Consider the following 21075-nt stretch of genomic DNA (forward strand, 5'->3'; position numbering starts at 1 on the left):
CCCGGCGCCCGCATTTGGGGGCAGTACCGCCGGGCCGCTCCGTACTTGACACAGCGGTGCAGCCTGCGGAAGGCACGGCACGCGGCCTAATGGATCCAGTGCTCACGCCCCACGGAGCGGGCACGCCACCCCATCAGCGGTCTGGCCTCCCGACCACCAGCAGGGGCACGATCTGACACCAGAACTCGAACGGTTCCGGCCGCGATAGTGCTCACCTGCTGGCGGCTACGGAACCAAGCATTCCCCGGTTCCATAGCTCCCATTAGGCTGCGGCGGCCTCGGGCCCTTCCGCGGTCGGGGTGTTGAAGTTGAGGCCGGTGTTGAGGAGTGTGGCGGCTTTGGAGACGGAGCCGGGGAGGAGGTGGCGGTAGGTGCGGAAGGTGATGTTGATGTCGTTGTGTCCCATCCAGTCTGCGACGTCGGTGATGGGGATGCCGTGTCCGAGGGCGTTGGAGGCGAAGTAGTGGCGGAAGCTGTACATGGTCATCCCTCCGGGGATGTGTTCCGGCTTCTGCTGCTGGAGGTTGGTCCACCACCTTCGGAGAGTGGTGGGGGAGAGGAAGGCGTTTCCGGTGCTGGGGCGCATGGTCTTTAGGAGGTAGCCGCCTGCGAAGGTTCCGTGGGTGGCGGCGTAGTGTTCGATGCTTTCGCGGACGAAAGCGGGCAGGGGCACCTCGCGGAATTCGCCGGTTTTCCTGTGCTTGAGGGGTTCCAGGGTGACGGTCCGGTCGTGGACCTGCTCGTGCACCCGGTAGACGTCCTTGGCGACCATGTTGTTCACGTTGACGGCGAGGGCCTCGCCGTTGCGCAGGCCCATGCCGGCCATGAGGTCGACGATGAGGCGGAAGGCGTCGTCGTCGCGGGCCACGCGCAGCAGACCGACCTGTTCCTTGGTGGGGATCACGGTCGGGCCCGGGCGGTACTCCGGCGGGCTGACGTCAAGCAGCGGGTCGAGACCGATTATTCCGCGCCGGTGCGCGTCCTTGAGGATGCCCTTCACCCGCAGGAAGACCTGTGCCTGGGTCGCGGCGCCGACGTTGCTGCGTTCCATGGCGGTGATGAAGCGTTCCACCACGAAGCTGTCGAAGGTGTGCATCTTCCGCGAGCCGATCTCCGGATAGGCATGGGTGCGCATCCGGGACTCGGTCGCGGCCTTCGTGCTGCCGGTGAGACCACGCTTGCGGGCGAACCATGCCTTCGCGTACTCCTCGAAGGTCATCTCGCCGAGCGTCTCCTGCTGTTCGGCGACACTTCTCGGCGTGGTTTTGCGGGCTGCGTAGAGCGCGGTCAGGCGTTCGATGGCCGCGTCCTGGTTGGGGAAGCCGGACTCCTCGGACTGCCTGCCTCGGGTGTTGCGGAAGCGGATGGTGTAGGGGTGCGGGCAGCCGGAGGGCCGACGGCACTCGCAGGGCTTGAAGAAGCTCCCCATGCCCCGCGCAAGTTTGTTCGGCATGATCGATATCGTTCCCTCTCCAGGGTGGTCGCGACCGGTAAAACCGGCGCTGACCTGGGACTCTTGCTGACCTTTTGCTGACTCGCTGACCAGCAGTAGGCGTCTGACCTGCATAAACCCTAAATCGGGGCTATAACAGCCTGATCGCATGACAGGAGAACGACGTGTAGCAGGAACCCTCAGTGCTGCATCGACGCAGGTCAGAAAGAATCCTGGGTTGCGGGGCTTGATCAGAATTCGACAATCTGGAAGAGCCCTTGCGGATGGGTGCTGACCTCTTGCTGACTTTGCTGATGGGCGGTCAGTGCGTTGTGGCAAAGGGAGTCCCTGTTCGATGAGCAGGGGCTTCTTCGTGTGCGGGGCATGGTCGCGAGGGGGTAGGGGCAGGCAGCGGACGGCTTGTTGTTGATCGAGGAGGCTGCGATGCCGTCGGTGCTGGGGTTGATGGAACGGCGTGAGGCGCGGGCGAGGCAGGATCTGGAGTCCTGGACGGAGGTCCTGGAGCAGGCTCAGGCGGAGGTGGATGCCGCGCGGGAGCGAGTTGAGCGGGCCCGGGTGGGGCGTGAGGAGCTCATGTCGGTGCTGGCCGGGGAGAGCACGGTGAATACGCCGGTTTCCGTGCCGTCCGGTGGTGAGGCGGCTGCCGGTGTGGGATCGAGTGGCTCCGGTGCGGGCCATGGCGGGCAGCCGCCGGTGTGGCGGTCGGGCATGGGTGGGGAGGCGCTCAGCGGACTGTATCGGGAGGTGTTCGCCGCGGTGGTGGCCGCTTCGGGGCCGGTGAACGGGGTGGAGTTGACGCGGGCGGTGGGCCGGGAGGCGGAGATCAAGAACGAGGTGGAGAAGATCCGTCACCGTGCCTACGTGCTGGAGAGGCGGGGCTGGCTGGTGCGGGAGAAGGACGGACGGTTCACGCCCGCAGCAGTCGGTCGGGGCGCTTCTCCGGCCGGCGCGGAGCGTCCCCGGCCATCCGGCGCGACAGCCTGATCGTGGCGGCCCACCACACCATCTGCTGGTGGTGATCGGGGCGGCGTTCGTGGTCGCGGTTGAGGCGGCGTGAGCGGGAGAGCCAGCTCAGCGTTCGCTCCACCACCCACCTGCGGGTCAGTACGACAAAACCCTGCTGCCCGTCGGATCGGCGCACGACCTCGACCCGGACCCCGTGGCGGGCGAACGCCTTCGCCAGCGCCGGACCCCGGTAGGCGCTGTCGACCCACACCAGCTTCAGTAGCCGGCCCGGCTGGTCCATGAACGTCTCCAGCAGCGCCGGGGCGGCCTTGGAGTCGTGCACATCGGCCGTGGTCACGGTGACCTCCAGGAGCAGGCCCTCCGTGTCGGTCAGGACGTGGCGCTTGCGCCCGTCGCGTGATTTACCGCCGTCGTATCCGCGACTGTCCTCGCCGACGGTCTCGGAGGCGTCCACCGACTGGCTGTCGATGATCCCGGCACTGGGCTCGGCATTGCGGCCCGTGCGCTCTCTCGCCGTCCGGCGCAGGCGCTCGTAGAGTTCCCGCACGTAGTCGTAGGTCCGCCGGCGGCGGAAGAAGTCGTAGACCGCCCGCCAGTACGGGAAGTCGACCGGGACGGCCATCCACTTCACACCGTTGTCGACGAGGTAGCGCACAGCGTCGAGCATCTCGCGGTGGCAGTGCGCCTCGGGGCGCCCACCCCGGTTGAGCGGCCAGGCCGGTACCGGCATCGCCGAGCGGACCTCGGCCCACTCCGCATCCGTCATGTCACTTGGATAGCACCGTGCCCGCCGCCCCGGAGCGATCGAACCGAACCTGTGCACGTAGCAGTCACACTCCGGAGTGGCCGTGATGGACGCGGGCGCAGCGGAAATGGTCAACTGTCCGGACAGCGGGTCTCCTTGACCGTGACGGGCTTCAACAACCACGTCACTACCGGGAGGCCCGCTTCTTCATGCCCGCAACCCCACCGGCACCTCTGTCCGAATGATCACCCACGCCGCACACCTCGAACGAGATCCGGTTTGCCACAACGCACTCAGTCGCCCCGGCGGTCCAGCGGCCAGGCGAGGCCCGCTTGCTCCAGCATCCGGCTGTACTTCGCATACCCGCGGCGCATGATCGTCGCGGCCAACCACAGGTAGAGGAAGAAGAACAGAGTGATGCCGGCTCCAACGAGCAGCGGAGTCCGCGCCAGGTTGCCGGTGACCGCGAGGGCGATGAAGATGCCGATCGGGATCGCGAACAGCAAGCGTTTGATGCGCTTGGTGGAGGACTTGCCGAACAGGTCGACCTTGATACGGGCGTGGAGCAGCTCAATCTCCCGCCGGGTTTCCGGCAGCGGCGTGAGGCCGTCTCCTCCGGCCTTCATTCCGGGAAACGGTCCGCGCTGCGCGACGTTGGGATAGTGCGTCATGGTGCGGGCGGCGCGTTCCGGTCCGTCGGGCAGGCGGCGGAAAGCGAAGACCGGGTGGCTTCGCCCCATGGGGATGCCGGGGGCCAGGCCGATGTAGCGGTATCCGTACTGCTCGGCGATGTACGCGAACGAGGCGAACTTGCGCCTGGAGGCCCATGGGTTGACCAGGGTGTGCAGTTCGGCGCCTTCTGCAGCGTCCTTCAACAGTGCCCTGAGAGCGCGCTGCAAGATCATCTTTTCCCCTTGGTGGCTGGGCCGTGGTCGCGATCTTCTACGGCGATGGCGGAACCACGGGCATCACCTATAACTTCCTATCATCCAGATGATGAAGTTCCCTGCTCGCAGGGTGGGGCAGGAAGGCGAGACGAAGTCATGGGTTCATCGGAATATCCCCACCTCGGTTTCGATCCGGCACCGGGCGATCTGGAGACCGTACGGCAGATGGTCTCAGCGGTGAGCCGGGTCGCCCGGGAGGGCGGCACGGCCAAGGTCCAGCTGAGCAAGGTAGGCACGTCCGACGGTATCTGGGCGGGCAAGTCCGCCCAGGCGTTCGCCGAATCGGTCTCCAACATCCCGCCGTACCTGCAGAAGGCCCTCACCGCGATGGATTCCGCTCACCGGGCGCTCTCCTCCTGGGAGACCGGCCTGAGCGGCTTCCAGTCGCGTGCACGCAAGCTGGAGGAAGAAGCAGCCGAGGCCGCCAAGAAGGCCGGCAGCGCGAAGGGGACGCTGGAGACGGTCAAGGACGACACGGCCGGGATGACCGACAAGGAGAAGGAAGACCTCAAGAAGGACAAGAAGGGCAAGCAGGACGCGTACGACACGGCCAACGACGAGCTCGAAGCCGTACGCAAGCGGGCCCATACCCTCAACTCCGAGTTCACCACCGCGGCCGAGGGCGCCGCGCGGTCGATCAAGGATGCCGCCGACGACGCTCCGCCCGAGCCCGGCTGGTTCGACGACCTGGTGGACAGCGTCGGGGACTTCCTGTCGGACGCCTGGAAAGTCCTCTCGGACCCCAACTTCTGGAAACTGGTGGGTGACTTCCTCGCCGACCTCGCCATGGTCATCGGCATCATCTGCCTCTTCGCCATCCCCTTCGGCGGCATCGCGGGACTGGCCCTGATCGGTCTGATCGTCGGCGCCGGCGCACTCGCCGCGCACGGCGCGGCGATGGCCGGCGGCGCGGAGGGCGTCACCTGGGAGACTCTCGCCTGGGACGCGGCGGGGGTCTTCGCGGGCGCTGCCGGCCTGGCGGGCGCGAAGCTGGCGCAGGCCGGGCGGGTGCTGGTGCAGTCCGGCCGTACGCTCCGTGCCTCACAGGGACTCATGAGTACGATCGGCAAAATCGGGCCCGGCAACTGGGCCGGCCTGACCAAGATCCCCGGCGGTATGGCTAACTCCGCCCGGGGGTTCACCATGGCGGCCAAGGGCTGGACCCATATCGCCTCCGGCAACGTCCTGGACTGGGGCGGCACGGTGGCCGGTGCCGCGTTCGCGCTCGGCTCCAACACAAACGACGGCCGGTGGACCGACGGGAAGTGGAACGTCTCCGACATCCCGCTGGTCGGACCGATCAACGCCATGACCAAGTACGAGATGCCCAAGGACAACGACCAGGTCGTCGCGCCGGGCCCGCTCGGCCCACAGGTCGATGTGCCCGCGACGCTGACCAGCGCGGGCAACAGCTTCGCGAAGGGCCTCGACCCGAGCCAGTTCGGCCCGGCCGCATGATCGAGAACGTAGACCCGGCGAAGTCCCGGAAGACGCCGTATGCCTTTCAGTATCAGGTCCCGGACGAATTCGTGCGGCTGCCGGAACCCACGGCCTCCGCCGGATGGCGCGAGGCGATGACCGAGCTGATGCCCGAAGCCGACGAGCAGCAACTGGACGCGGCGAGCGCGCAGATACGCGACCAGCTCCCCCGGATGTCGGCACAGGAGACCACCGTCCTGACCGCGATGTGTGTGGGGTCCGAGGAGGTGGACGGTGACGAGCGGCTCTCGATGGGGCTGCTCGTCGTGTCGGTCAAGCCCAGTGAGCACCGGGACCGGCTGCTGGCGGCGGAGGGCATCTACCGGGCGAAGGAGCAGAAATTCTTCGCCGGTGAGAGCGATCTCCTGGAGCTGGACTATCCGCTGGGCAAGGGATTTCAGGGGCGGCAGGACATGGTGCTGGCGGCCAAACTGCCCTCCGGCCCCGCGGTGATGTCCACTTCCCTGCGCTCGCTGACCCTGCCCGCGGCGGATGCCGGTCTGCCTCGGCCGGTGATCGCCATGGCTTCGGTGCAACTGGTCATTCCGGCGCCGCGCGACTACTGCGTGTACGTCACGATCGCGACGCCCTCGGTCTTCCTGCTCGACTCCTACTGCGGGCGGCTGGCCCACATCGGGCGTACCTTCACCTTCGACGTCGAGGCGGGCGTCGCGGCCGAGAAGGCGGCGGGAGCGCTACCGGGGGCCGGGGCGGCGGCCTCGTCCTGAAGAGCACTCCGAGGCACGTGGGCTACTGGCGTGACCGGCCTCGGCGGGCCTACTTCTTGTCCCCGCTGCCGCCCCTGGCGTTGGCCTTCTTCAACTCGTCGTAGAGCTTCTGATCCAGCTTGAGGAACTCCTCGGACGCCTTGTTAGCGAACTTCGAAACGCCCTTGGTCAGCTTGGAGAGCTGGCCGAAGCCGTAGTCCCAGGAATCCGAGAAGTCGTCGCACGCGGACTGAAGACCGCTGTGACCGATCTCAGCGGAGTCCGCCCGGGACATCTCCTTCGAGGCGGTCTTCATCTGGCCCCCGCTCTTCTCGAGCGTCCCTGCCATTTCCTTCACTTCGGCGCTGGCGAACTTCAAGAAAGACATGCAAATCCTCCATTGCTCCCGTGCGGTCTCGAGCCCTAGAAAATGCTAGTGGCCCGGCTGTCGGCCAGCTTCTCACTCCTCGCCTGCAGTGCCTGTCCCTGCAGGCGAGCAGGGGATGGCCTGATGCTGGCACGACGCCGGTTATCGGGGCGTAGCCGGTCCGGGGTGGTTGTTGGGACGGCGCGCTCTGCAGCGCCGGCGAACCCAGTCACCGGTCTCACCCACGGCGATCAGCAGTGCGGCGGATGCGGCACACCCCGCCAGATACGCGGGTTGATCGACAACTTTGCCCAGCATCCACAGCGTGAGGGTGATGATCGCCCGCCATGCGATGAGCGATCTGATCACGGGCCACCATCGTCGCTTGGCGCTCAGCACATGATCTCCACGTCGGTGTTCTGGGACAACTGTTTCTGGAATTCAGCTATTGGTGCGGGCACTGCGGTCCTCGGGCCTCGCTGGCCCCAACTCGCCCGACCAGGTGTGGCGCACACTCATCTGCCCCGAGGCCGAGGCGCGCCGCCATCGGCCGCCAAACCGTCCCCACGGTCGGTGGATGAACCGCTGGCCGCGGGGCCGCGCTGGTAGATGTCCGGGATGCCGTCGGCGTCCTCGTCCAGATTCTCTTCCTCGTACAGGCGCCGGTAGACGGCGTTCCTGCGGCGCAGGAACAGCGCGGCCACCGTGGCGGCGATCAGGGAGCCGATCAGGACGGCGGCCTTGACGTGCTCGCCGACCTCCCCCGTGGGGAAGGCGAGTTCGCCGATGAGCAGGGCGACGGTGAAGCCGATCCCGGCGAGCACGGCCAGGCTGAACACATCGGCCCAGGCCAGGTCCGGGTTGAGTCGGGCGCGGGTGAAGCGGGCGGCCAGGTAGGTGCCGGCGAAAATACCGAGGATCTTGCCGATCACCAGGCCCAGGACCACACCGAGGGGTTCCGGGCTGGTGAATACCTCGCCCAGGGCGGGCCCGGAGATGCTCACCCCCGCCGCGAAGAGGGCGAACAACGGCACCGCGACGCCGGCGGAGAACGGGTGCAACAGGTGCCCGGTGCGCTCTCCGGGGGAAGCGGCCTCGCCCTTGTCACGGGTCGTGCGCAGGATCAGGCCCATCGCGACGCCGGCGACGGTGGCGTGGACACCGCCGTTGTACATCAGAGCCCAGATGGCCAGACCCAGCGGCACATACCACCACCAGCCGCAGACCCGCAGCCGCTGCAGGACGTAGAAGAGGACCAGTCCGGCGACCGCCCCGGCCAGCGCCCACAGATTGAGGTCGGAGGTGAAAAAGACCGCGATGATCAGGATCGCGCCGAGGTCGTCGACGACCGCAAGGGTCAGCAGAAATGCTCTGAGTGCGGTCGGCAGATGGGTGCTGATGACCGCCAGGACGGCCAGGGCGAAGGCGATGTCGGTGGCCATCGGCACCGCCCAGCCGCTCATGCTGCCGCCGCCGATGCCCGCGGTGGCGGCGTACAGGGCGGCGGGTATGACCATGCCGCACAGGGCCGCGATGACCGGCAGGGCGGCGGTGGCGGGGGTGCGCAGTTCGCCGACGACCAGTTCTCGCTTCAGTTCGATCCCCGCGACCAGGAAGAACACCGTCAGCAGACCGTCGGAGGCCCAGTGGCCGACCGACAGATCGAGCCCGAGGGCAGGGAGGCCGAAGTGGAAGTCGCGGATCGCTTCGTAGGCGCCGCTCCACGGGGTGTTCGCCCACACGAGCGCCACCACTGCGGCGGCCAGCAGGACGAGGCCGCCGACCGTCTCGGTGCGCAGGGCCCGCAGGACGGCCGTGCGCTCGGGCAGGGGCAGCAGGCCCAGGAAGGGGGAACGGGAGCTCGGGGCAGGGGTCATGACGGCGAAGAACCTCCGGGGCGTCGGCGGAAACGGGCGCATAGCCCCTAATCGCCGACCAGACTTCCCGGCACACCCCACGTCGTCTTGACGCTTCCTTTGCACCCTAACCGCACGGCGCACGCTCGGCCAGACCGAGCCGTACGTACCGGAGCAGCATGTTCCGCATAAAAGGCGTTGTCCGATCGGCGGACAGCGCGAGCCGGATAACGGTTCAGTGACGCGCGCTGGGGCTTTCTCTCATCACACACCGTCATGTGATCTACACCACTAAAGTTTTGGCAAAGGCGTGGTAGAACTGCGCAACTCCGCAGGTAGCCGCACTCATGGCCCCAGCGCGGAGAGGCCGGCGCTCACCGGCTGCACGACCAGGGTGATCACGTTCCGAGTCCGCGGACCGCTTCCCCAGGGTCGCCGACGGACAACGGCGTTCACTCAAGCCCGCACACCGACCGGCAGCACTCTCAGTGTTCCGTCCCTGCGTCATCGAGGTAGCCACGTGTCGCTCGACTCCATCACCACGTCCATCGACGAAGCCGTCAGCGGTTTCTTCGAACCCATAGCCACCTGGCTCGGGGACGTCGTCTTCTACGCCGTTCGGGTCGGTGGAACGGACCTGCCCCTCATCGTCGTCTGGCTCGTGGTCGCCGGTCTGGTCTTCACCGGCTGGTTCGGATTCGTCCAGCTCCGCAAGTTCCGGCTCGCCATCGACGTGGTGCGCGGGAAGTACGACGAAGAGGGCTCGGCCGGCGAGGTCAATCACTTCCAGGCCCTGACCGCCGCCGTCTCCGGCACGGTCGGCCTCGGCAACATCGCCGGTGTCGCCGTCGCCGTCTCCATCGGAGGCCCCGGCGCGACCTTCTGGATGATCCTGTGCGGCCTGCTCGGCATGGCCACCAAATTCGTCGAGGTCACCCTCGGTGTGAAGTACCGCGAGGTGCACGCCGACGGCACCGTCTCCGGCGGCCCCATGCACTACCTGCCCAAGGGCCTCGCCGAACGGTTCGGCAGCCGCGGCAAAACACTCGGCAAGGTCCTCGCAGTCCTCGCCTCCGCATTGATCCTGTTCTTCGGCCTCTTCGGCGGCAACCTCTTCCAGGTCAACCAGAGCTACGCCCAGCTGGTCTCCGTCACCGGCGGCGAGGACGGCATCGTCGGCTCCTCCGCCGGCGCCCTGTTCTTCGGCATCCTCGTCGCCGCGCTCGTCGGCATCGTGCTGCTCGGCGGCATCCGCTCCATCGCAGCGGTGACCAGCAGGCTCGTCCCCGCCATGGCCGGCATCTACATCGCCGGCTGCCTGGTCGTCATCCTGGTCAACGTCACCGAGCTGCCCGCTGCGATCGGCACCATCATCGACGGCGCGTTCAACCCGAAGGGTGTGGCGGGCGGTGTGCTCGGCGCACTGATCATCGGTTTCCAGCGGGCCGCGTTCTCCAACGAGGCCGGCCTGGGCTCAGCGCCGATCGCCCACTCGGCGGTCAAGACCAAGCACCCCGCCAGCGAGGGCCTGGTCGCCCTGCTGGAGCCGTTCATCGACACGGTCATCATCTGCACGATGACCGCCCTGACCATCGTCATCGCCAACCCGGCGAGCTACGTCGAGGCCCGCGCCGGTGAGTCCATCGGCGGCGTCACCGTCACCTCCGACGCCTTCGGCACGGTGCTGCCCTGGTTCCCGTACATCCTGACGGTCGCGGTGATGCTCTTCGCGATCTCGACGGTGCTCACCTGGGGTTACTACGGCCTCAAGGCGTGGACGTACCTCTTCGGCCGCAGCCGGACGAGCGAACTGACCTACAAGATCATCTACACCCTCTTCGCCATCGCCGGATCGCTGCTGACCCTCCAGACCCTGATCGACATGGCCGATGCGGTGCTCTTCACGCTCGCCGTCATCAACATCATCGGCCTGTACCTGCTGGCTCCAGCCGTCAAGCGCGAGCTGGACTCGTTCCTGCGCTACGCGAAGGACCGCAAGTCCGGCGCCGTCGACGACGAGGGCAAGGCGAAAGAAGACACCGACGCGGCTGTCCAGACCTGACGCAGCGCAGGGGGTGGCCTGGCAGGGCCAGCCCACCCCTCTTCCATTTCCCGACACACCACTTGCTGCACGCATGGCCCGCGCACCCCCTAACGTGATCAGGGCGGTCTGCCCGTAGCAGCGCCGCCACGCCTGCCGCGCCGCGCGTCATGCCCCGCGCCGCAGGCCCTCACCTCGCACAGTCGAGGCCCTGGACTAGGGCTGCCACGGCGTCGGGTCTCTCCTCCAGCAGCAGATGCCCGGCACCGTCCACGACCTTCACCTCCGCACCCAGGGCACGCCGGGCAGCGGGGCCCAGAACGTGTGGCGGCAGGAAAGTGTCGTGGCGGCCCGTAGCCACCACGCTGGGGATCGACCGACGCTCCTTGAGTATCGCCGCGGGCAGCGGCCCAGGGGCCAGGCTGCTGCGGCAGCAGGTCGCGACCAGGTCCATCCATGTGACCATCCCGCCGGGGACCGGCCGGCCGGGAGCCACCATGTGCTGCAAGAGTCGCTCGGCGCGCGGCCTCGACGGGCGCATAAGCCAAGGCACCGAGGCCGCCACCAGTGAGGGGCTGACCCTCAAGCGTGCGAGACCCGCGGAGGAGACCAGGACCCGGCCGGTGATCCGCGGCGTCGAACCGGCCAGAGCAATAGCACCACCCAGGGAGTGACCGACCACAACGGCCGCGCCCGGAACCGCCTGCTCCAGAGCCTGGTTCAGCCAGTTTCCGTACCAAGCCATCCGCGCGCGGCACGGCCTGTCACCTGAGCTCAGTCCGGGCTGGCCCGGCACGTCGAGTACGACCGTGTGCCAGTCGGCGGACAGCGCGCTGATCACAGCCAGGGACATGGCCGCATTCATGTTGGTGCCCGGCAGCAGCACGACGCTCGGCGCCCCCGTTGCTGGAGACGGCCCGGCCACGACCACGCTGGTGCGGCCCGCCGATGTCATCATCTCGTGGCGGACATGGCCGATCCCACCGGCTTCCAACTGCTGGATACACCACGCCCGCACTCGTAGACGAGCATTGTCGCTCCTGTAAACCGACGCCACGAGGTGCCTTCTTTCCACCGGAACAGCTCGTTGACCAACAGCAGGCCCCTCGCCGGTACCAGAGGTCAAGGGCGACGCGCTAATGGCCGCTCGGAGCAAACAGCGGGTGGCCCCTCTCAGAGGGCGTGGCCAGGCCAGTCCAGAAGGCGGGCGCCGACTACAGCTGGGCTTGCGTGCCGACCGGTCCGCAGCGGTCGAGACGGCAATCGCGCCCGGGCCTCATGCACCTGCAACCGTACGGACGGCCGCCGCGCCGACCGCCTCCGAAGGCAACCCGACCCATTGGCCCGTAGGCTGCTGCCAGGTGCGCCGGGAAGTCTGGTCGGCAATGATTCCCCCTGCCCTGGAGCCCCCTGATGCCGCACCCTCCGCCCTCTCCCGGCCCCCGTTGCCGCTGGCCCGCTCTCCTGCGTGGGAAGCGCGGCACGACGGGTGCGGTCGTCGTACGACTGCGGGGCGAGATCGACGCCAATAGGGCCGAGCGGACCAGCCGCGTACTGCTCGACGCCCTGAGCTCCTCGCCGACCGACGTGGAAGTGGATCTCTCCCGCGTGCCACACCTGAGTGCCGACGGCACCCTGGCCTTTTTCACCGCACTGAAGGACGCACGCCGCAGGGGAACACAGCTGCGTGTGACCCAGGCTCACCCGCAGGTCGCCGCGATGCTCCGCAGGGTCGGGTTGAGCAGCGCCCTGGATACCTCCGGGCAACAGGGCACCGGAAGCCCCTGAAGCGGTGAATTGGAGCAGGGGCCGCACGGCAGGCCCGGTCTTCTTCGCGCTGCGATAGCGCGGCGACGGGACGATGCTCACCGCGTTCGCCTGCGGCTACCCGTAAGAGGGGCCCAGAAGCTCGAATCGGATGTGCTGCTGCGTACTGACCAGGGACGATCACCGGACGCGTTGGTCACGCGTTGGTCATGCAGCGGCCCCGTGAGCCGCGTTTTGCCTGGTCAGAGCGATGAAAAGGAGCGACGACCGAGGTCGCCACCCCTGGCCCCTCTGAGCCATAAAGGGCCTCTGAACAGGCGCTTTGTCGTCAGAGCGGGAGTTCCCGTTTGCCGCCTAGCTCTGGGCCCACCTGGCGGTTTCTGCCCGTTCCTGGCCGCTGTTGGCCACGCGTTGGTCACGCGGTGGCCCCTGCGGGCTGCTATGCCAGCGGTTGATATCTCTCCGGTGGGGCGGCTCTCAGGAAGGCCAAGCAATAGGTGATCTAGGCCGTTTCGTTTAAATCACCGCGCGTAACCAGAGAAAGATGCCTGCGACGTTGTGTCCGGCCAGGCCAGATGGTCGCGGTCGTCTCTTGTCCGTGGCCACTGAGAACTCCAGGTGTATGGCCACCAGGCGAGCCCTCTCAGATCAGGCACGGAGCGTCACTGAATTAGTCACCGCGCTCGCCCCGCGCCCAGGGGCCATCGGAGCGCACACGAGCCCCTCGGTGGCCGCCAGCAGCCCTCCAGGAAGCCCAGCAGCGTCGCCCGATCACGCGATCGGCATCGGTTAGAGGGGCTGCTACCTGGGACGACGCGCAGACCGCGAGTTGCGACGTCGCTCGCCGAGCGACTCGGTGGCCAGCCCCGCCCTCCGCGAGGGTGCGTACTGCCTCGCGCACGCCGTGGCGCTCTCTGCTTCGACGAGCCCCAGGAAATCGACTGCACTCGGTGATGAGTTGGCCGTCCACCGGGAGCCGATATGGCCACGGGCCGAGACCCGCTCGGCCGCGTACCTGGAATTTCCGGTGGCCACCCACATCTCTAGCGGGTGGCGATGCCTCACCTCTGTTCCAAGCGGTTGATGCGGCGTTCAATGGTGTTGCGCCGATTAGCCGCACTCGCGCTGTGTTACTCAATTCGATGCGAGCTAGAGCCCCACGCCCTACCGCGATGCCCTGGGGGACCTAAGAGCTGAGGTGGCCGGACGGGGCGCAGCTGCGCCTCCTTTTTGGGCCACCGCCCCGCGGCGGGTGCCGTACCAGATCGGCTCCTTTGCCCATCGGCTGGAGGGAGGCGCCTGCTTGCTATCCGATCTACTCAGCTGCAGTGGTTCCGGCGGCGTACCCCGTGGATGTCTGGCGTGGGCCGGACCCGTGTCGTGGCGGATCGATGGGGCCCCGCACGGCGCCGAAGCCATGATGCACCTCGCAATCGACTGGCGCGCCGCCTCACCGGCGAAGCCATTCCGAGCCGATGCATAACCTGGCCCCGACATCAGCCGGTGGGCCAAAGGCTCAGTTCTGTTCCTGGAATTGGGCCGGGTCGCGGGGATGGTCGCCAGAGGGCGTTCGGCTGGTGGGCGTGCCGCGGCGTACGGCCCATCCGACCAGTACGAGGGCTGCGGCGCCTGCATACACGGCGGTTACCATCACACTCGTCGCCCGCGGGTCGTCGAACGCACGCGAGGTGACGTAAGCCGCCGCTCCTGCCACCGCGACCCCGAGCCATTCCCAGCGTCCGTCCAGCGCGACCAGTGCGATCAGGAGCAGCGCGTACCAGGAGTAGCCGGGCGTCATCAGCAGGAAGGCTGCTCCGGTCACCAGCAGGGCGCCGCGCCACGGACGGTCGGGGTCGCCGTGGCGCAACACGTGCCAGGCGGTGACGGCCATGACGGCGCATACGACGGGCAGCGCCCACGTGTCGGGCAGCAGCAGGCGCAGTACGGCGTAGCGGTTCTCGGCGGCGGCGTTGTCGTAGCCCTCCTCCGCGACGTAGTCGCCGAGGTAGCCGAAGACCGACTGCTGGGAGGCGAGGACGTAGGGCAGATAGCAGAGCGCGAGGACCCCGGCGGCCGGTAGCAGCACGGCCGCCGCCGCGCGCCAGCGGATCGGGCGGGCCAGCACGCCGGACAGTGCGCCCGGCAGGACCACGGCGGGCAGCAGCTTAACCGCGGTTGCTGCGCCGAGCAGCGCCCCGCCCGCCGCCCGGTGACGTACCACCATCGTCAGCCTGGCGATGGCCAGCAGTACGCCGAGCACATCCGCGTGGGCGTTGTTCACCGCCTCAACTGGGACGGCAGGGCACCAGGCCCAGTACGCGGCGCCGCGGAGGTCACCCTGGTGGCGGCGCAGCGCCAGCAGCAGTGCGCCGGTGACACCGAGCGCCAGCAGGGCCCCGCCCACCTGTAACGGCTTGTGACGGGCGCCCTCCGGGGACAGTGCGTGGACGAGGAGGAAGTACCCCTGGGCGACAGGTGGGTAGATGGTGTGCGCCTTGGGCCGGTTGAGGCGGGTGCAGTGGCGTCCGCCCTCATCCGTGGTGATACGGGCCCGGGCGGGCCCCGCGCAGGCGTCGCCGGTCGGGAAGAGCCAGGGGTCGCGCAGCGAGGTGAGCGCGGGGTCGGCGGGTGCGTGGTCGTACGGAGAGATTCCGGCGGCCTGCACCCGGCCGTCCCAGACGTAGCGGTAGGAGTCCGTGCTGGTGCGCGGCGGTGCCGCAAGGCCCGTCGCGGCCACCGCGACACCGCCGGCGACGATAAGCAGCACGGCGTGCCGCACCGGCACTTTGCGCACGGACCAGGCCGCGGCCGCGAAGAGCAGCCAGGCCGCCGCGTACCACCAGGACAGGCCCGCCGGATCGGCGAAGTAGCCGTCCTTGCGGACCGTGCCTACGAGCACGGTGGTCAGGGCGGCGAGGAGGACTGCGGTACGTGCTGTGATCACGCCGTTCAGACTCGCAGGCGGTACCGGGCCCTCCGAGCGTCCTTCTTCCGCGTTTCGTAGGGTGTCGGGCACTCCAGCGTCCTCCTCTGGGGAGTGTGAACCTGCAGGACGCGCGTACGGCAGCCTTGATCCGCTGTTCAGGCTCTACCGCTGCTGCCGTACCAGCGCGACGAAGCCCCGCCCGTCCGCCGTCCACTCCTCCGCCGCCGACCAGCCGGTGGCCCCGGCGTGGCGCAGCAGTGCGGCCGAACCCAGCCGCGCCCAGGGAAAGGCCCCGCCGAGCGCTCCCCTGCCGTCGTCGACGCGCACCTGCACCCGCTCGTCGAGCTCGGCGTCGACGCCCTCCGGGGCGCTCTCCACGATCAGCACCCCGTCCGGGGCGACGATCCGCGCCACCCGCCCCAGCAGGGCGCGCGGATCACCACCGATACCGATATTGCCGTCGACCAGCAGCGCCGTGGCCCAACGCCCCTCCTCAGGCAGGGAGTCGAAGACCGACCCGCACAGCGCGCTGCCGCCCGAACGGGTCGTACGGGCCACCGCGGCCGGGCTCACATCGATGCCCAGCGCCCGATGCCCGAGCGCCGCCAGTCCCGTGACCAGCCGGCCGGGGCCGCAGCCGATGTCCAGGACCGCGCCCCGGCACCGTGTCAGCACCGTGAGGTCGGCGCTGTCGGGGCCTGCACACCAGCGCTCCACCTCCAGGGGCAGTAGCCAGCCGTCCGGGCGGCGCAGGAACAGCGGCCCCCGGCCGGTGCGCAGGGCATCCGTGTAAGGGTCGGCCCGCCAGGCCGTCGCCGTGGTGAGGGCCGTCACCGGGCACCCACCGCGGAAAGCGCGGCCACCGTCGCAGCGAAGCGGGTGTGCGGCGCCTCGGCCGCGACCACCTGCGCGTCGTATGCCGTGTCCACGTCCCGCAGCAGCGGCAGATCCCGCACCGCCAGCCCCGCGCCGGTCAGCCGTGCGCGCTGCACCTTTCCGGTCTCTGGTACGGACATGGGCACCCCGCGCAGCAGCCCGGGGTCCGGTGCCGCGAGGCCCAGCGCCCAGAAGCCCCCGTCGACGGCGGGCCCGAACCAGGCGTCGCAGCCCACCCAGGCGTCCGGCGCCAGTGCGGGTGCCAGCAGTGCGGGCGAGAGCTGCGGGGTGTCCATCCCGACCAGCAGGGCGGGGCCCGTGCACAAGCCGAAGGCCGCGGCGAGCCGCTCGTCGAGGCCGCCCGTGCACTGCGCCACCACCTCGATGCCGGGCGGCACCCACGGTCCCGGTGCGCCGTCGAGCACCAGCACACGCCGACACGCCGGGGCTGCGAGGACCGCGGCCAGCGTGTCGGCAAGCGAGGCGGCTGCGAGCCGGGCGGCTTCGACGGGGCTGTAGGGCGGGCTCAGCCGGGTCTTGACCCGGCCGGGCACAGGTTCCTTGGCGATCACCAGTAGCGTGGTCACCGGCCACCACCGGCCATGGGCAAGCCGCCGCCCGCGCTCGAGGGGGTTTCGACGCCTGAGGCGCCCGCACGCACACCCATTACGGGGCCCGGCCCGGCGGCCTCCGCGAGCACGCGTCGCATGTCGTGCACCGCGTGCCAGGTGCCCCGCCAGGTGCCGGTCACCTTCGACTTGCCGGACCTGGGCAGATACGGCACATCGGTCTCTCGTACCCGCCAGCCCGCGTCCGCCGCGCGCACCACCATCTGCAGCGGGTAGCCGCTGCGCCGGTCGGTCAGCCCCAGCCCCAGCAGCGCTTCTCGTCTCGCCGCCCGCATCGGGCCCAGGTCCTGCAGCCGCAGCCCGGTCCGGCGCCGCAGCATCCGGGCCAGCGCGACATTCCCGGCCCGCGCGTGCAGCGGCCAGGCGCCACGGCTCTGCGGCCGCCGCCTGCCCAGCATCAAGTCGCTCTCCCCTTCGGCGACTTGGCGAACGAAGCCGGGCAGCAGCCCGGGGTCCAACGAAGCGTCACAGTCGCAGAAACAGACGAACTCCGCCTCCGCCGCCAAGAGCCCCGCATGGCAGGCCGCGCCGAAGCCGCGCCGCTCCTCGTGCACAACGGTGGCGCCGAGCGCACGGGCGATGTCCGCCGAGCCGTCGCTCGAACCGTTGTCGACGACGATCGCCCGCCAGCCCGCGGGGATGCGCTCCAGCACCCAGGGCAGCGCCTCGGCCTCGTCCAGACAGGGCAGGACGACGTCCACGGTCGGCCCACTCACCGCGCGCCCGTTCATGCCGCACCCACGATCGACGCGTCCGCCAGAGCCGGGCCCGCCAGAGCCGCACCCGCGAACTCGGTCATGCCCTCGTCAAAGGACACCGCCGGCCTCCACCCCAGCTCGGCCCGCAGCCGCGCCGAGTCCGCCGTGATGTGCCGTACGTCGCCGAGCCTGAATTCGCCGGTCACCACCGGGGCGGGTCCGCCGTGCGCCGCCGCGAGCGCCTCGGCCATCTCGCCGACGGTGTGCGGTACGCCGCTGCCCGTGTTGTACGCGCGCAGCGCCCCCGGCGCGTGATCACCCACCGCTTCCAGCGCGACCCTGTTGGCGGCGGCCACGTCCCGCACATGGACGAAGTCCCGCCGCTGCCGCCCGTCCTCGAAGACCCGCGGCGCCTCACCCCGGGCCAGTGCCGACCGGAAGAAGGACGCCACCCCCGCGTACGGGGTGTCCCTCGGCATCCCGGGCCCGTACACATTGTGATAGCGCAGCGACACCGCCCGCCCACCGGTGGCCCGCGCCCAAGCAGCGGCCAGGTGCTCCTGCGCCAGCTTCGTGGTGGCGTACACATTGCGCGGATCACACGGCGCTTCCTCGGCCACCAGGCCCGGCGCCAACTCCGCGCCGCAGTACGGGCAACCGGGCTCGAACCGGCCCGCTTCGAGGTCGCTGACCGCACGCGGCCCCGGCGCGACCGTACCGTGACGCGGGCAGTCGTAGCGCCCCTCGCCGTACACCACCATCGACCCGGCCAGCACGAGCCGGGGCACGCCGACCCGCGCCATCGCGGCCAGCAGCACCGCGGTGCCCAGCCCGTTGTGGTCGACGTAAGCGGGTGCGTCGGCGAAGTCCTGACCCAGACCGACCATCGCGGCCTGGTGGCAGACGGCGTCCACGCCCCGCAGCGCCCGCTCCACCACGGCCCCGTCACGTACGTCCTGCGGTGAGCCTTCGGCGTCCGTCGGCCGCAGATCCAGCACGACCGGTTCATGCCCGCCCGAGGCGAGGGGGGTGACGATGTGCGAGCCGATGAAGCCCGCGCCTCCTGTGACAAGTACGCGCATGCCACAGACGCTACGGCCCCGCACCCCACACGTCGGCCCCACGCCCCCGGACGTCACAGGTCCGTAAGAGTCATCCGCCCACCCGCCACCAGGGCGATAGGCCGGAGGACAAGCCCGGCGTGCCATACCGCCGCGCGGGTGACGGCCGACGCAACGGCGGCGATCCAGTTCGCCGACGACCCGAGCCCCGAGCGTTCACCTCAACCACTGGCAGCCCAACCATCTCGCCCCTCCCCAACCTCCTGGAGGCAGACGGCCCGGACCTGCACGCCACAGATCTTGGCGCTTGTCTACGGGAACCCTGAGTAAGACCTCACCCTGCTTCGCCGCGATCCTCCCACCGGGCGAGGTGCACGAACTGCCTTTGCACCAGCGTGCACTCCGCGAGGTCACCTCCAGCATGCCCCCGATATCTGAAGCCCCGGCCACGGCCAGGGCCCTCGTTCACGCAATGCGCCTTTGACCCAAATGAACTGACGGGTTACTTGTCAGCTGAGTCGCCGCCCGTTGACGGCGCCCCTTCCCGTCACAGGCGACCGGTCAGGGCAACCCAGCGGGCGCAGCGGCACTGTGTAGAACCACAATGCCCTGGCAGAGCCGGCCTGCCGAATCGGAGGTGTGGCTCGCTGCCTGTGGAGGCTTCAGGTGGGGTGGGCTCCGGTGCGCTGGTGTGCGCACCGGAGCTGCCTGAAATGCGCCCTGCCGCTTTCCGGACAACCGTTCTACGCTGCGTGAAGGGCATGGCCAGGGTCCTTCTAGCGGCAGGCCCCCGCCGTCCTGCCGGCCGTGATGTCCCGCCGGGGGTGTCTCCCGCACATCCCGGCGGCCGGTCAAGACGGAGTGCGTGAGGACACGCCGAGAACAGGGGGAGGGGCGCATCCCCGCACCGCGGCCGCCGCCCGGTCTGGGCGGCTCCACGCCCGGCGGCGGCCGTACTTGGAGGTTCAACTACCCGCAGCACGCGCTGATCCACCGCCCATTGGACCGCCGATGGACGGGGCCCGTCCGCGCGGACCGTGGCGGTCGCGAGGCCGGGGGCGCTACCGGCAGGGCATTCCGCTGTGGCGGAGGCGAGACCGGTGGCGGTGACCGCGAGAGCGACTCCGATTACGGGAGCACCACGATCAGCGGGATCGTCAGATCGCTGGAACCAGCACTACAGCCGCACGCGCGAGGCGCTGGAACCGTCAGATCGCCGGGATTGCGCACCCAACTGGTGACGGGCCTCGACGAAGTCTCCGGCCTGCCATGGTCCGTTCGTTCGTGGTGAGGGGGACCTATTCGGTGCCGTCGACGATTGCCTGGGCGAGGTCGGCGATGCGCCGGTTGTGGCTGCGTGCGTCGTTGCGCAGCACTTCGAAGGATTTCTCCATGTCCAGGTTCAGGCGTTCGGACATGACGCCCTTGGCCTGCTCGATCAGTACACGGTTGTTCAGGGCGGTCTGCAGTTGCTCGGTGAGGGTGTCGCGGCGGCGGATGGCGCGTTGCTGCAGCAGTCCAATGTGGGCACCGAGTCACCGCAACTGTTCGCGGCCGGTGGTGCCGCGCTCGCAAGTGGCCGCAGGTGGCTTCGTCCTGGCGGGTCGCCTCACCAATCGCCTCGGCCGCTGAGAGATGACGTCCCGGTCATGAACGAGACTCCGCAGGACAAGACCTCGCACGAGGAGACTCCAGAGGCGCCGACGCCGCGCGATCAGGGCGGGCCATGGGCGCAGGCGACCGTGGCGATGGCCGGACGGCGGGCGCTGCTCGTGGCGGCTGCCGTCCTGACCATCCTGGCGGTCGCGCTGCTCACCGTGGGGATCACGCAACAGGAACCCGCCCCACCGCGGGCAGATACGGTACCCGCCGCGTCGAGTGAGGCAGGTGAGGCATCCGCCCCGGCCGGGCGGGACAAGGCTGAGTCCAAGGACCATGAGGGCCACGGCACTTCGGCGTCACCCGCACGCGAAGCCGTACTCAGCGGGTCTGCCCCCGAGCGGATCACAGTCCCCTCGCTCGGCGTCGACTCGCCCCTGGTGGACCTCGGCCTCGACGCTGATCGGGTCATGGATACCCCCGACGACCCGGACAAGGCAGGTTGGTTCACCCTCGGTCCCACGCCGGGCGAGCGCGGGCCGTCCGTCATCGCCGGGCACGTGACCTGGAACGGCAAGCCCGCCGTCTTCTTCGAGCTCGGCAAGGCGAAGAAGGGCACGCGCATCGAAGTCGGGCGCACGGACGGAAAGACCGCTGTCTTCACGGTCGACCGGACCGTCCGGTACTCCAAGGACAAGTTCCCCACCGTGGAGGTCTACCGCAACCTTGATCATGCCGGTCTCCGGCTGATCACCTGCGGCGGCGAGTACGACGACGCCACGCACCGGTACGCCGACAACGTGGTGGTCTACGCATCGCTCACAACGGTCCGCTAGTGCGTTGTCCACGAACGTTGACGGGGTCTGGTGACATGTCGGTGGATGTTCGTGGTGTCGGGGTCTGACGGTCTTGCTCTGCCTGGCAATGTGGTTGCCGATGAGAGTGGGGTCTTGAATGG

Annotated in this window: 18 protein-coding genes; 6 read left to right on the forward strand and 12 right to left on the reverse strand. The window is 69.1% G+C overall.

Annotated elements, in window-relative coordinates; all coding sequences use genetic code 11:
* Positions 1–262: 262 nt before the first annotated feature.
* On the reverse strand, positions 263–1453 hold the full coding sequence (locus QMK30_RS35290; RefSeq protein WP_283522440.1) for a tyrosine-type recombinase/integrase: 1191 nt from the start codon (positions 1451–1453) through the stop codon (positions 263–265).
* 423 nt (positions 1454–1876) lie between these two features.
* Here QMK30_RS35290 and QMK30_RS35295 point away from each other — a divergent pair, with 423 nt between their 5' ends.
* Positions 1877–2437 carry a BAR domain-containing protein gene (locus QMK30_RS35295; RefSeq protein ID WP_283522441.1) on the forward strand — a complete coding sequence of 187 codons (561 nt, stop codon included), beginning with the start codon at positions 1877–1879 and terminating at the stop codon, positions 2435–2437.
* On the opposite strand, the gene QMK30_RS35300 is transcribed toward QMK30_RS35295, so the two are convergent.
* Entirely contained in the window at positions 2361–3185 is an 825-nt protein-coding gene (locus QMK30_RS35300; RefSeq protein ID WP_283522442.1) for an IS5 family transposase, read from the reverse strand. The two genes, QMK30_RS35295 and QMK30_RS35300, sit on opposite strands and share 77 nt — an antisense overlap.
* Before the next feature lie 272 nt (positions 3186–3457).
* A complete protein-coding gene (locus QMK30_RS35305; protein ID WP_283522443.1) occupies positions 3458–4069 on the reverse strand; it encodes a hypothetical protein in 612 nt (203 codons plus the stop codon).
* A gap of 138 nt (positions 4070–4207) precedes the next feature.
* On the opposite strand from QMK30_RS35305, the gene QMK30_RS35310 reads away from it, so the two are divergent.
* Both QMK30_RS35310 and QMK30_RS35315 read left to right on the forward strand, forming a co-directional pair.
* A complete protein-coding gene (locus QMK30_RS35310) occupies positions 4208–5569 on the forward strand; it encodes a putative T7SS-secreted protein (protein ID WP_283522444.1) in 1362 nt (453 codons plus the stop codon).
* On the forward strand, positions 5566–6318 hold the full coding sequence (locus QMK30_RS35315; protein WP_283522445.1) for a hypothetical protein: 753 nt from the start codon (positions 5566–5568) through the stop codon (positions 6316–6318). The genes QMK30_RS35310 and QMK30_RS35315 overlap by 4 nt, the downstream gene beginning before the upstream one ends.
* A gap of 49 nt (positions 6319–6367) precedes the next feature.
* On the opposite strand, the gene QMK30_RS35320 is transcribed toward QMK30_RS35315, so the two are convergent.
* Both QMK30_RS35320 and nhaA read right to left on the reverse strand, forming a co-directional pair.
* Complete coding sequence (locus tag QMK30_RS35320) at positions 6368–6685, reverse strand: hypothetical protein (RefSeq protein WP_283522446.1); 318 nt, start codon at positions 6683–6685, stop codon at positions 6368–6370.
* 494 nt (positions 6686–7179) lie between these two features.
* Positions 7180–8541: a Na+/H+ antiporter NhaA gene (nhaA, locus tag QMK30_RS35325; RefSeq protein ID WP_283522447.1), complete on the reverse strand. Its 1362-nt coding sequence runs from the start codon at positions 8539–8541 to the stop codon at positions 7180–7182.
* Between the two features lie 499 nt (positions 8542–9040).
* Between nhaA and QMK30_RS35330 the strand changes: the two genes are divergently transcribed.
* Positions 9041–10582, forward strand: a complete 1542-nt coding sequence (locus QMK30_RS35330) for an alanine/glycine:cation symporter family protein (RefSeq protein WP_283522448.1) — start codon at positions 9041–9043, stop codon at positions 10580–10582.
* Between the two features lie 169 nt (positions 10583–10751).
* On the opposite strand, the gene QMK30_RS35335 is transcribed toward QMK30_RS35330, so the two are convergent.
* Positions 10752–11618: an alpha/beta fold hydrolase gene (locus QMK30_RS35335; protein WP_283522449.1), complete on the reverse strand. Its 867-nt coding sequence runs from the start codon at positions 11616–11618 to the stop codon at positions 10752–10754.
* Between the two features lie 356 nt (positions 11619–11974).
* On the opposite strand from QMK30_RS35335, the gene QMK30_RS35340 reads away from it, so the two are divergent.
* Positions 11975–12349, forward strand: a complete 375-nt coding sequence (locus QMK30_RS35340) for an STAS domain-containing protein (RefSeq protein WP_283522450.1) — start codon at positions 11975–11977, stop codon at positions 12347–12349.
* Between the two features lie 1495 nt (positions 12350–13844).
* On the opposite strand, the gene QMK30_RS35345 is transcribed toward QMK30_RS35340, so the two are convergent.
* The 6 genes from QMK30_RS35345 to QMK30_RS35370 all read right to left on the reverse strand — a co-directional run bounded on the left by QMK30_RS35345 (position 13845) and on the right by QMK30_RS35370 (position 20041).
* Positions 13845–15272 (reverse strand): glycosyltransferase 87 family protein, encoded by a 1428-nt coding sequence (locus QMK30_RS35345; protein WP_502963284.1) that lies wholly within the window; start codon positions 15270–15272, stop codon positions 13845–13847.
* A 144-nt stretch (positions 15273–15416) separates the two neighbouring features.
* On the reverse strand, positions 15417–16088 hold the full coding sequence (locus QMK30_RS35350) for a class I SAM-dependent methyltransferase (RefSeq protein ID WP_283522451.1): 672 nt from the start codon (positions 16086–16088) through the stop codon (positions 15417–15419).
* Complete coding sequence (locus QMK30_RS35355; RefSeq protein ID WP_283522452.1) at positions 16085–16717, reverse strand: TIGR04282 family arsenosugar biosynthesis glycosyltransferase; 633 nt, start codon at positions 16715–16717, stop codon at positions 16085–16087. Before QMK30_RS35355 ends, QMK30_RS35350 begins: the two co-directional genes overlap by 4 nt.
* A complete protein-coding gene (locus QMK30_RS35360) occupies positions 16714–17490 on the reverse strand; it encodes a glycosyltransferase family 2 protein (protein ID WP_283522453.1) in 777 nt (258 codons plus the stop codon). The genes QMK30_RS35355 and QMK30_RS35360 overlap by 4 nt, the downstream gene beginning before the upstream one ends.
* Positions 17487–18539, reverse strand: a complete 1053-nt coding sequence (locus QMK30_RS35365) for an NAD-dependent epimerase/dehydratase family protein (protein ID WP_283522454.1) — start codon at positions 18537–18539, stop codon at positions 17487–17489. Before QMK30_RS35365 ends, QMK30_RS35360 begins: the two co-directional genes overlap by 4 nt.
* Before the next feature lie 1277 nt (positions 18540–19816).
* On the reverse strand, positions 19817–20041 hold the full coding sequence (locus QMK30_RS35370; RefSeq protein ID WP_349362150.1) for an ANTAR domain-containing protein: 225 nt from the start codon (positions 20039–20041) through the stop codon (positions 19817–19819).
* 225 nt (positions 20042–20266) lie between these two features.
* Between QMK30_RS35370 and QMK30_RS35375 the strand changes: the two genes are divergently transcribed.
* Positions 20267–20953 carry a class F sortase gene (locus QMK30_RS35375; protein ID WP_502963285.1) on the forward strand — a complete coding sequence of 229 codons (687 nt, stop codon included), beginning with the start codon at positions 20267–20269 and terminating at the stop codon, positions 20951–20953.
* Positions 20954–21075 lie beyond the last annotated feature (122 nt).

Origin of the sequence: Streptomyces sp. H27-C3, assembly GCF_030063415.1 — a bacterium.
GTDB lineage: Bacteria > Actinomycetota > Actinomycetes > Streptomycetales > Streptomycetaceae > Streptomyces.

Coding starts and splice junctions, on each gene's coding strand:
- QMK30_RS35290 (WP_283522440.1), bottom strand. CDS start 1,453: ATGCCGAACAAACTTGCGCGGGGCATGGGGAGCTTCTTCAAGCCCTGC.
- QMK30_RS35295 (WP_283522441.1), top strand. CDS start 1,877: ATGCCGTCGGTGCTGGGGTTGATGGAACGGCGTGAGGCGCGGGCGAGG.
- QMK30_RS35300 (WP_283522442.1), bottom strand. CDS start 3,185: ATGACGGATGCGGAGTGGGCCGAGGTCCGCTCGGCGATGCCGGTACCG.
- QMK30_RS35305 (WP_283522443.1), bottom strand. CDS start 4,069: ATGATCTTGCAGCGCGCTCTCAGGGCACTGTTGAAGGACGCTGCAGAA.
- QMK30_RS35310 (WP_283522444.1), top strand. CDS start 4,208: ATGGGTTCATCGGAATATCCCCACCTCGGTTTCGATCCGGCACCGGGC.
- QMK30_RS35315 (WP_283522445.1), top strand. CDS start 5,566: ATGATCGAGAACGTAGACCCGGCGAAGTCCCGGAAGACGCCGTATGCC.
- QMK30_RS35320 (WP_283522446.1), bottom strand. CDS start 6,685: ATGTCTTTCTTGAAGTTCGCCAGCGCCGAAGTGAAGGAAATGGCAGGG.
- nhaA (WP_283522447.1), bottom strand. CDS start 8,541: ATGACCCCTGCCCCGAGCTCCCGTTCCCCCTTCCTGGGCCTGCTGCCC.
- QMK30_RS35340 (WP_283522450.1), top strand. CDS start 11,975: ATGCCGCACCCTCCGCCCTCTCCCGGCCCCCGTTGCCGCTGGCCCGCT.
- QMK30_RS35360 (WP_283522453.1), bottom strand. CDS start 17,490: ATGAACGGGCGCGCGGTGAGTGGGCCGACCGTGGACGTCGTCCTGCCC.
- QMK30_RS35365 (WP_283522454.1), bottom strand. CDS start 18,539: ATGCGCGTACTTGTCACAGGAGGCGCGGGCTTCATCGGCTCGCACATC.
- QMK30_RS35375 (WP_502963285.1), top strand. CDS start 20,267: ATGGCCGGACGGCGGGCGCTGCTCGTGGCGGCTGCCGTCCTGACCATC.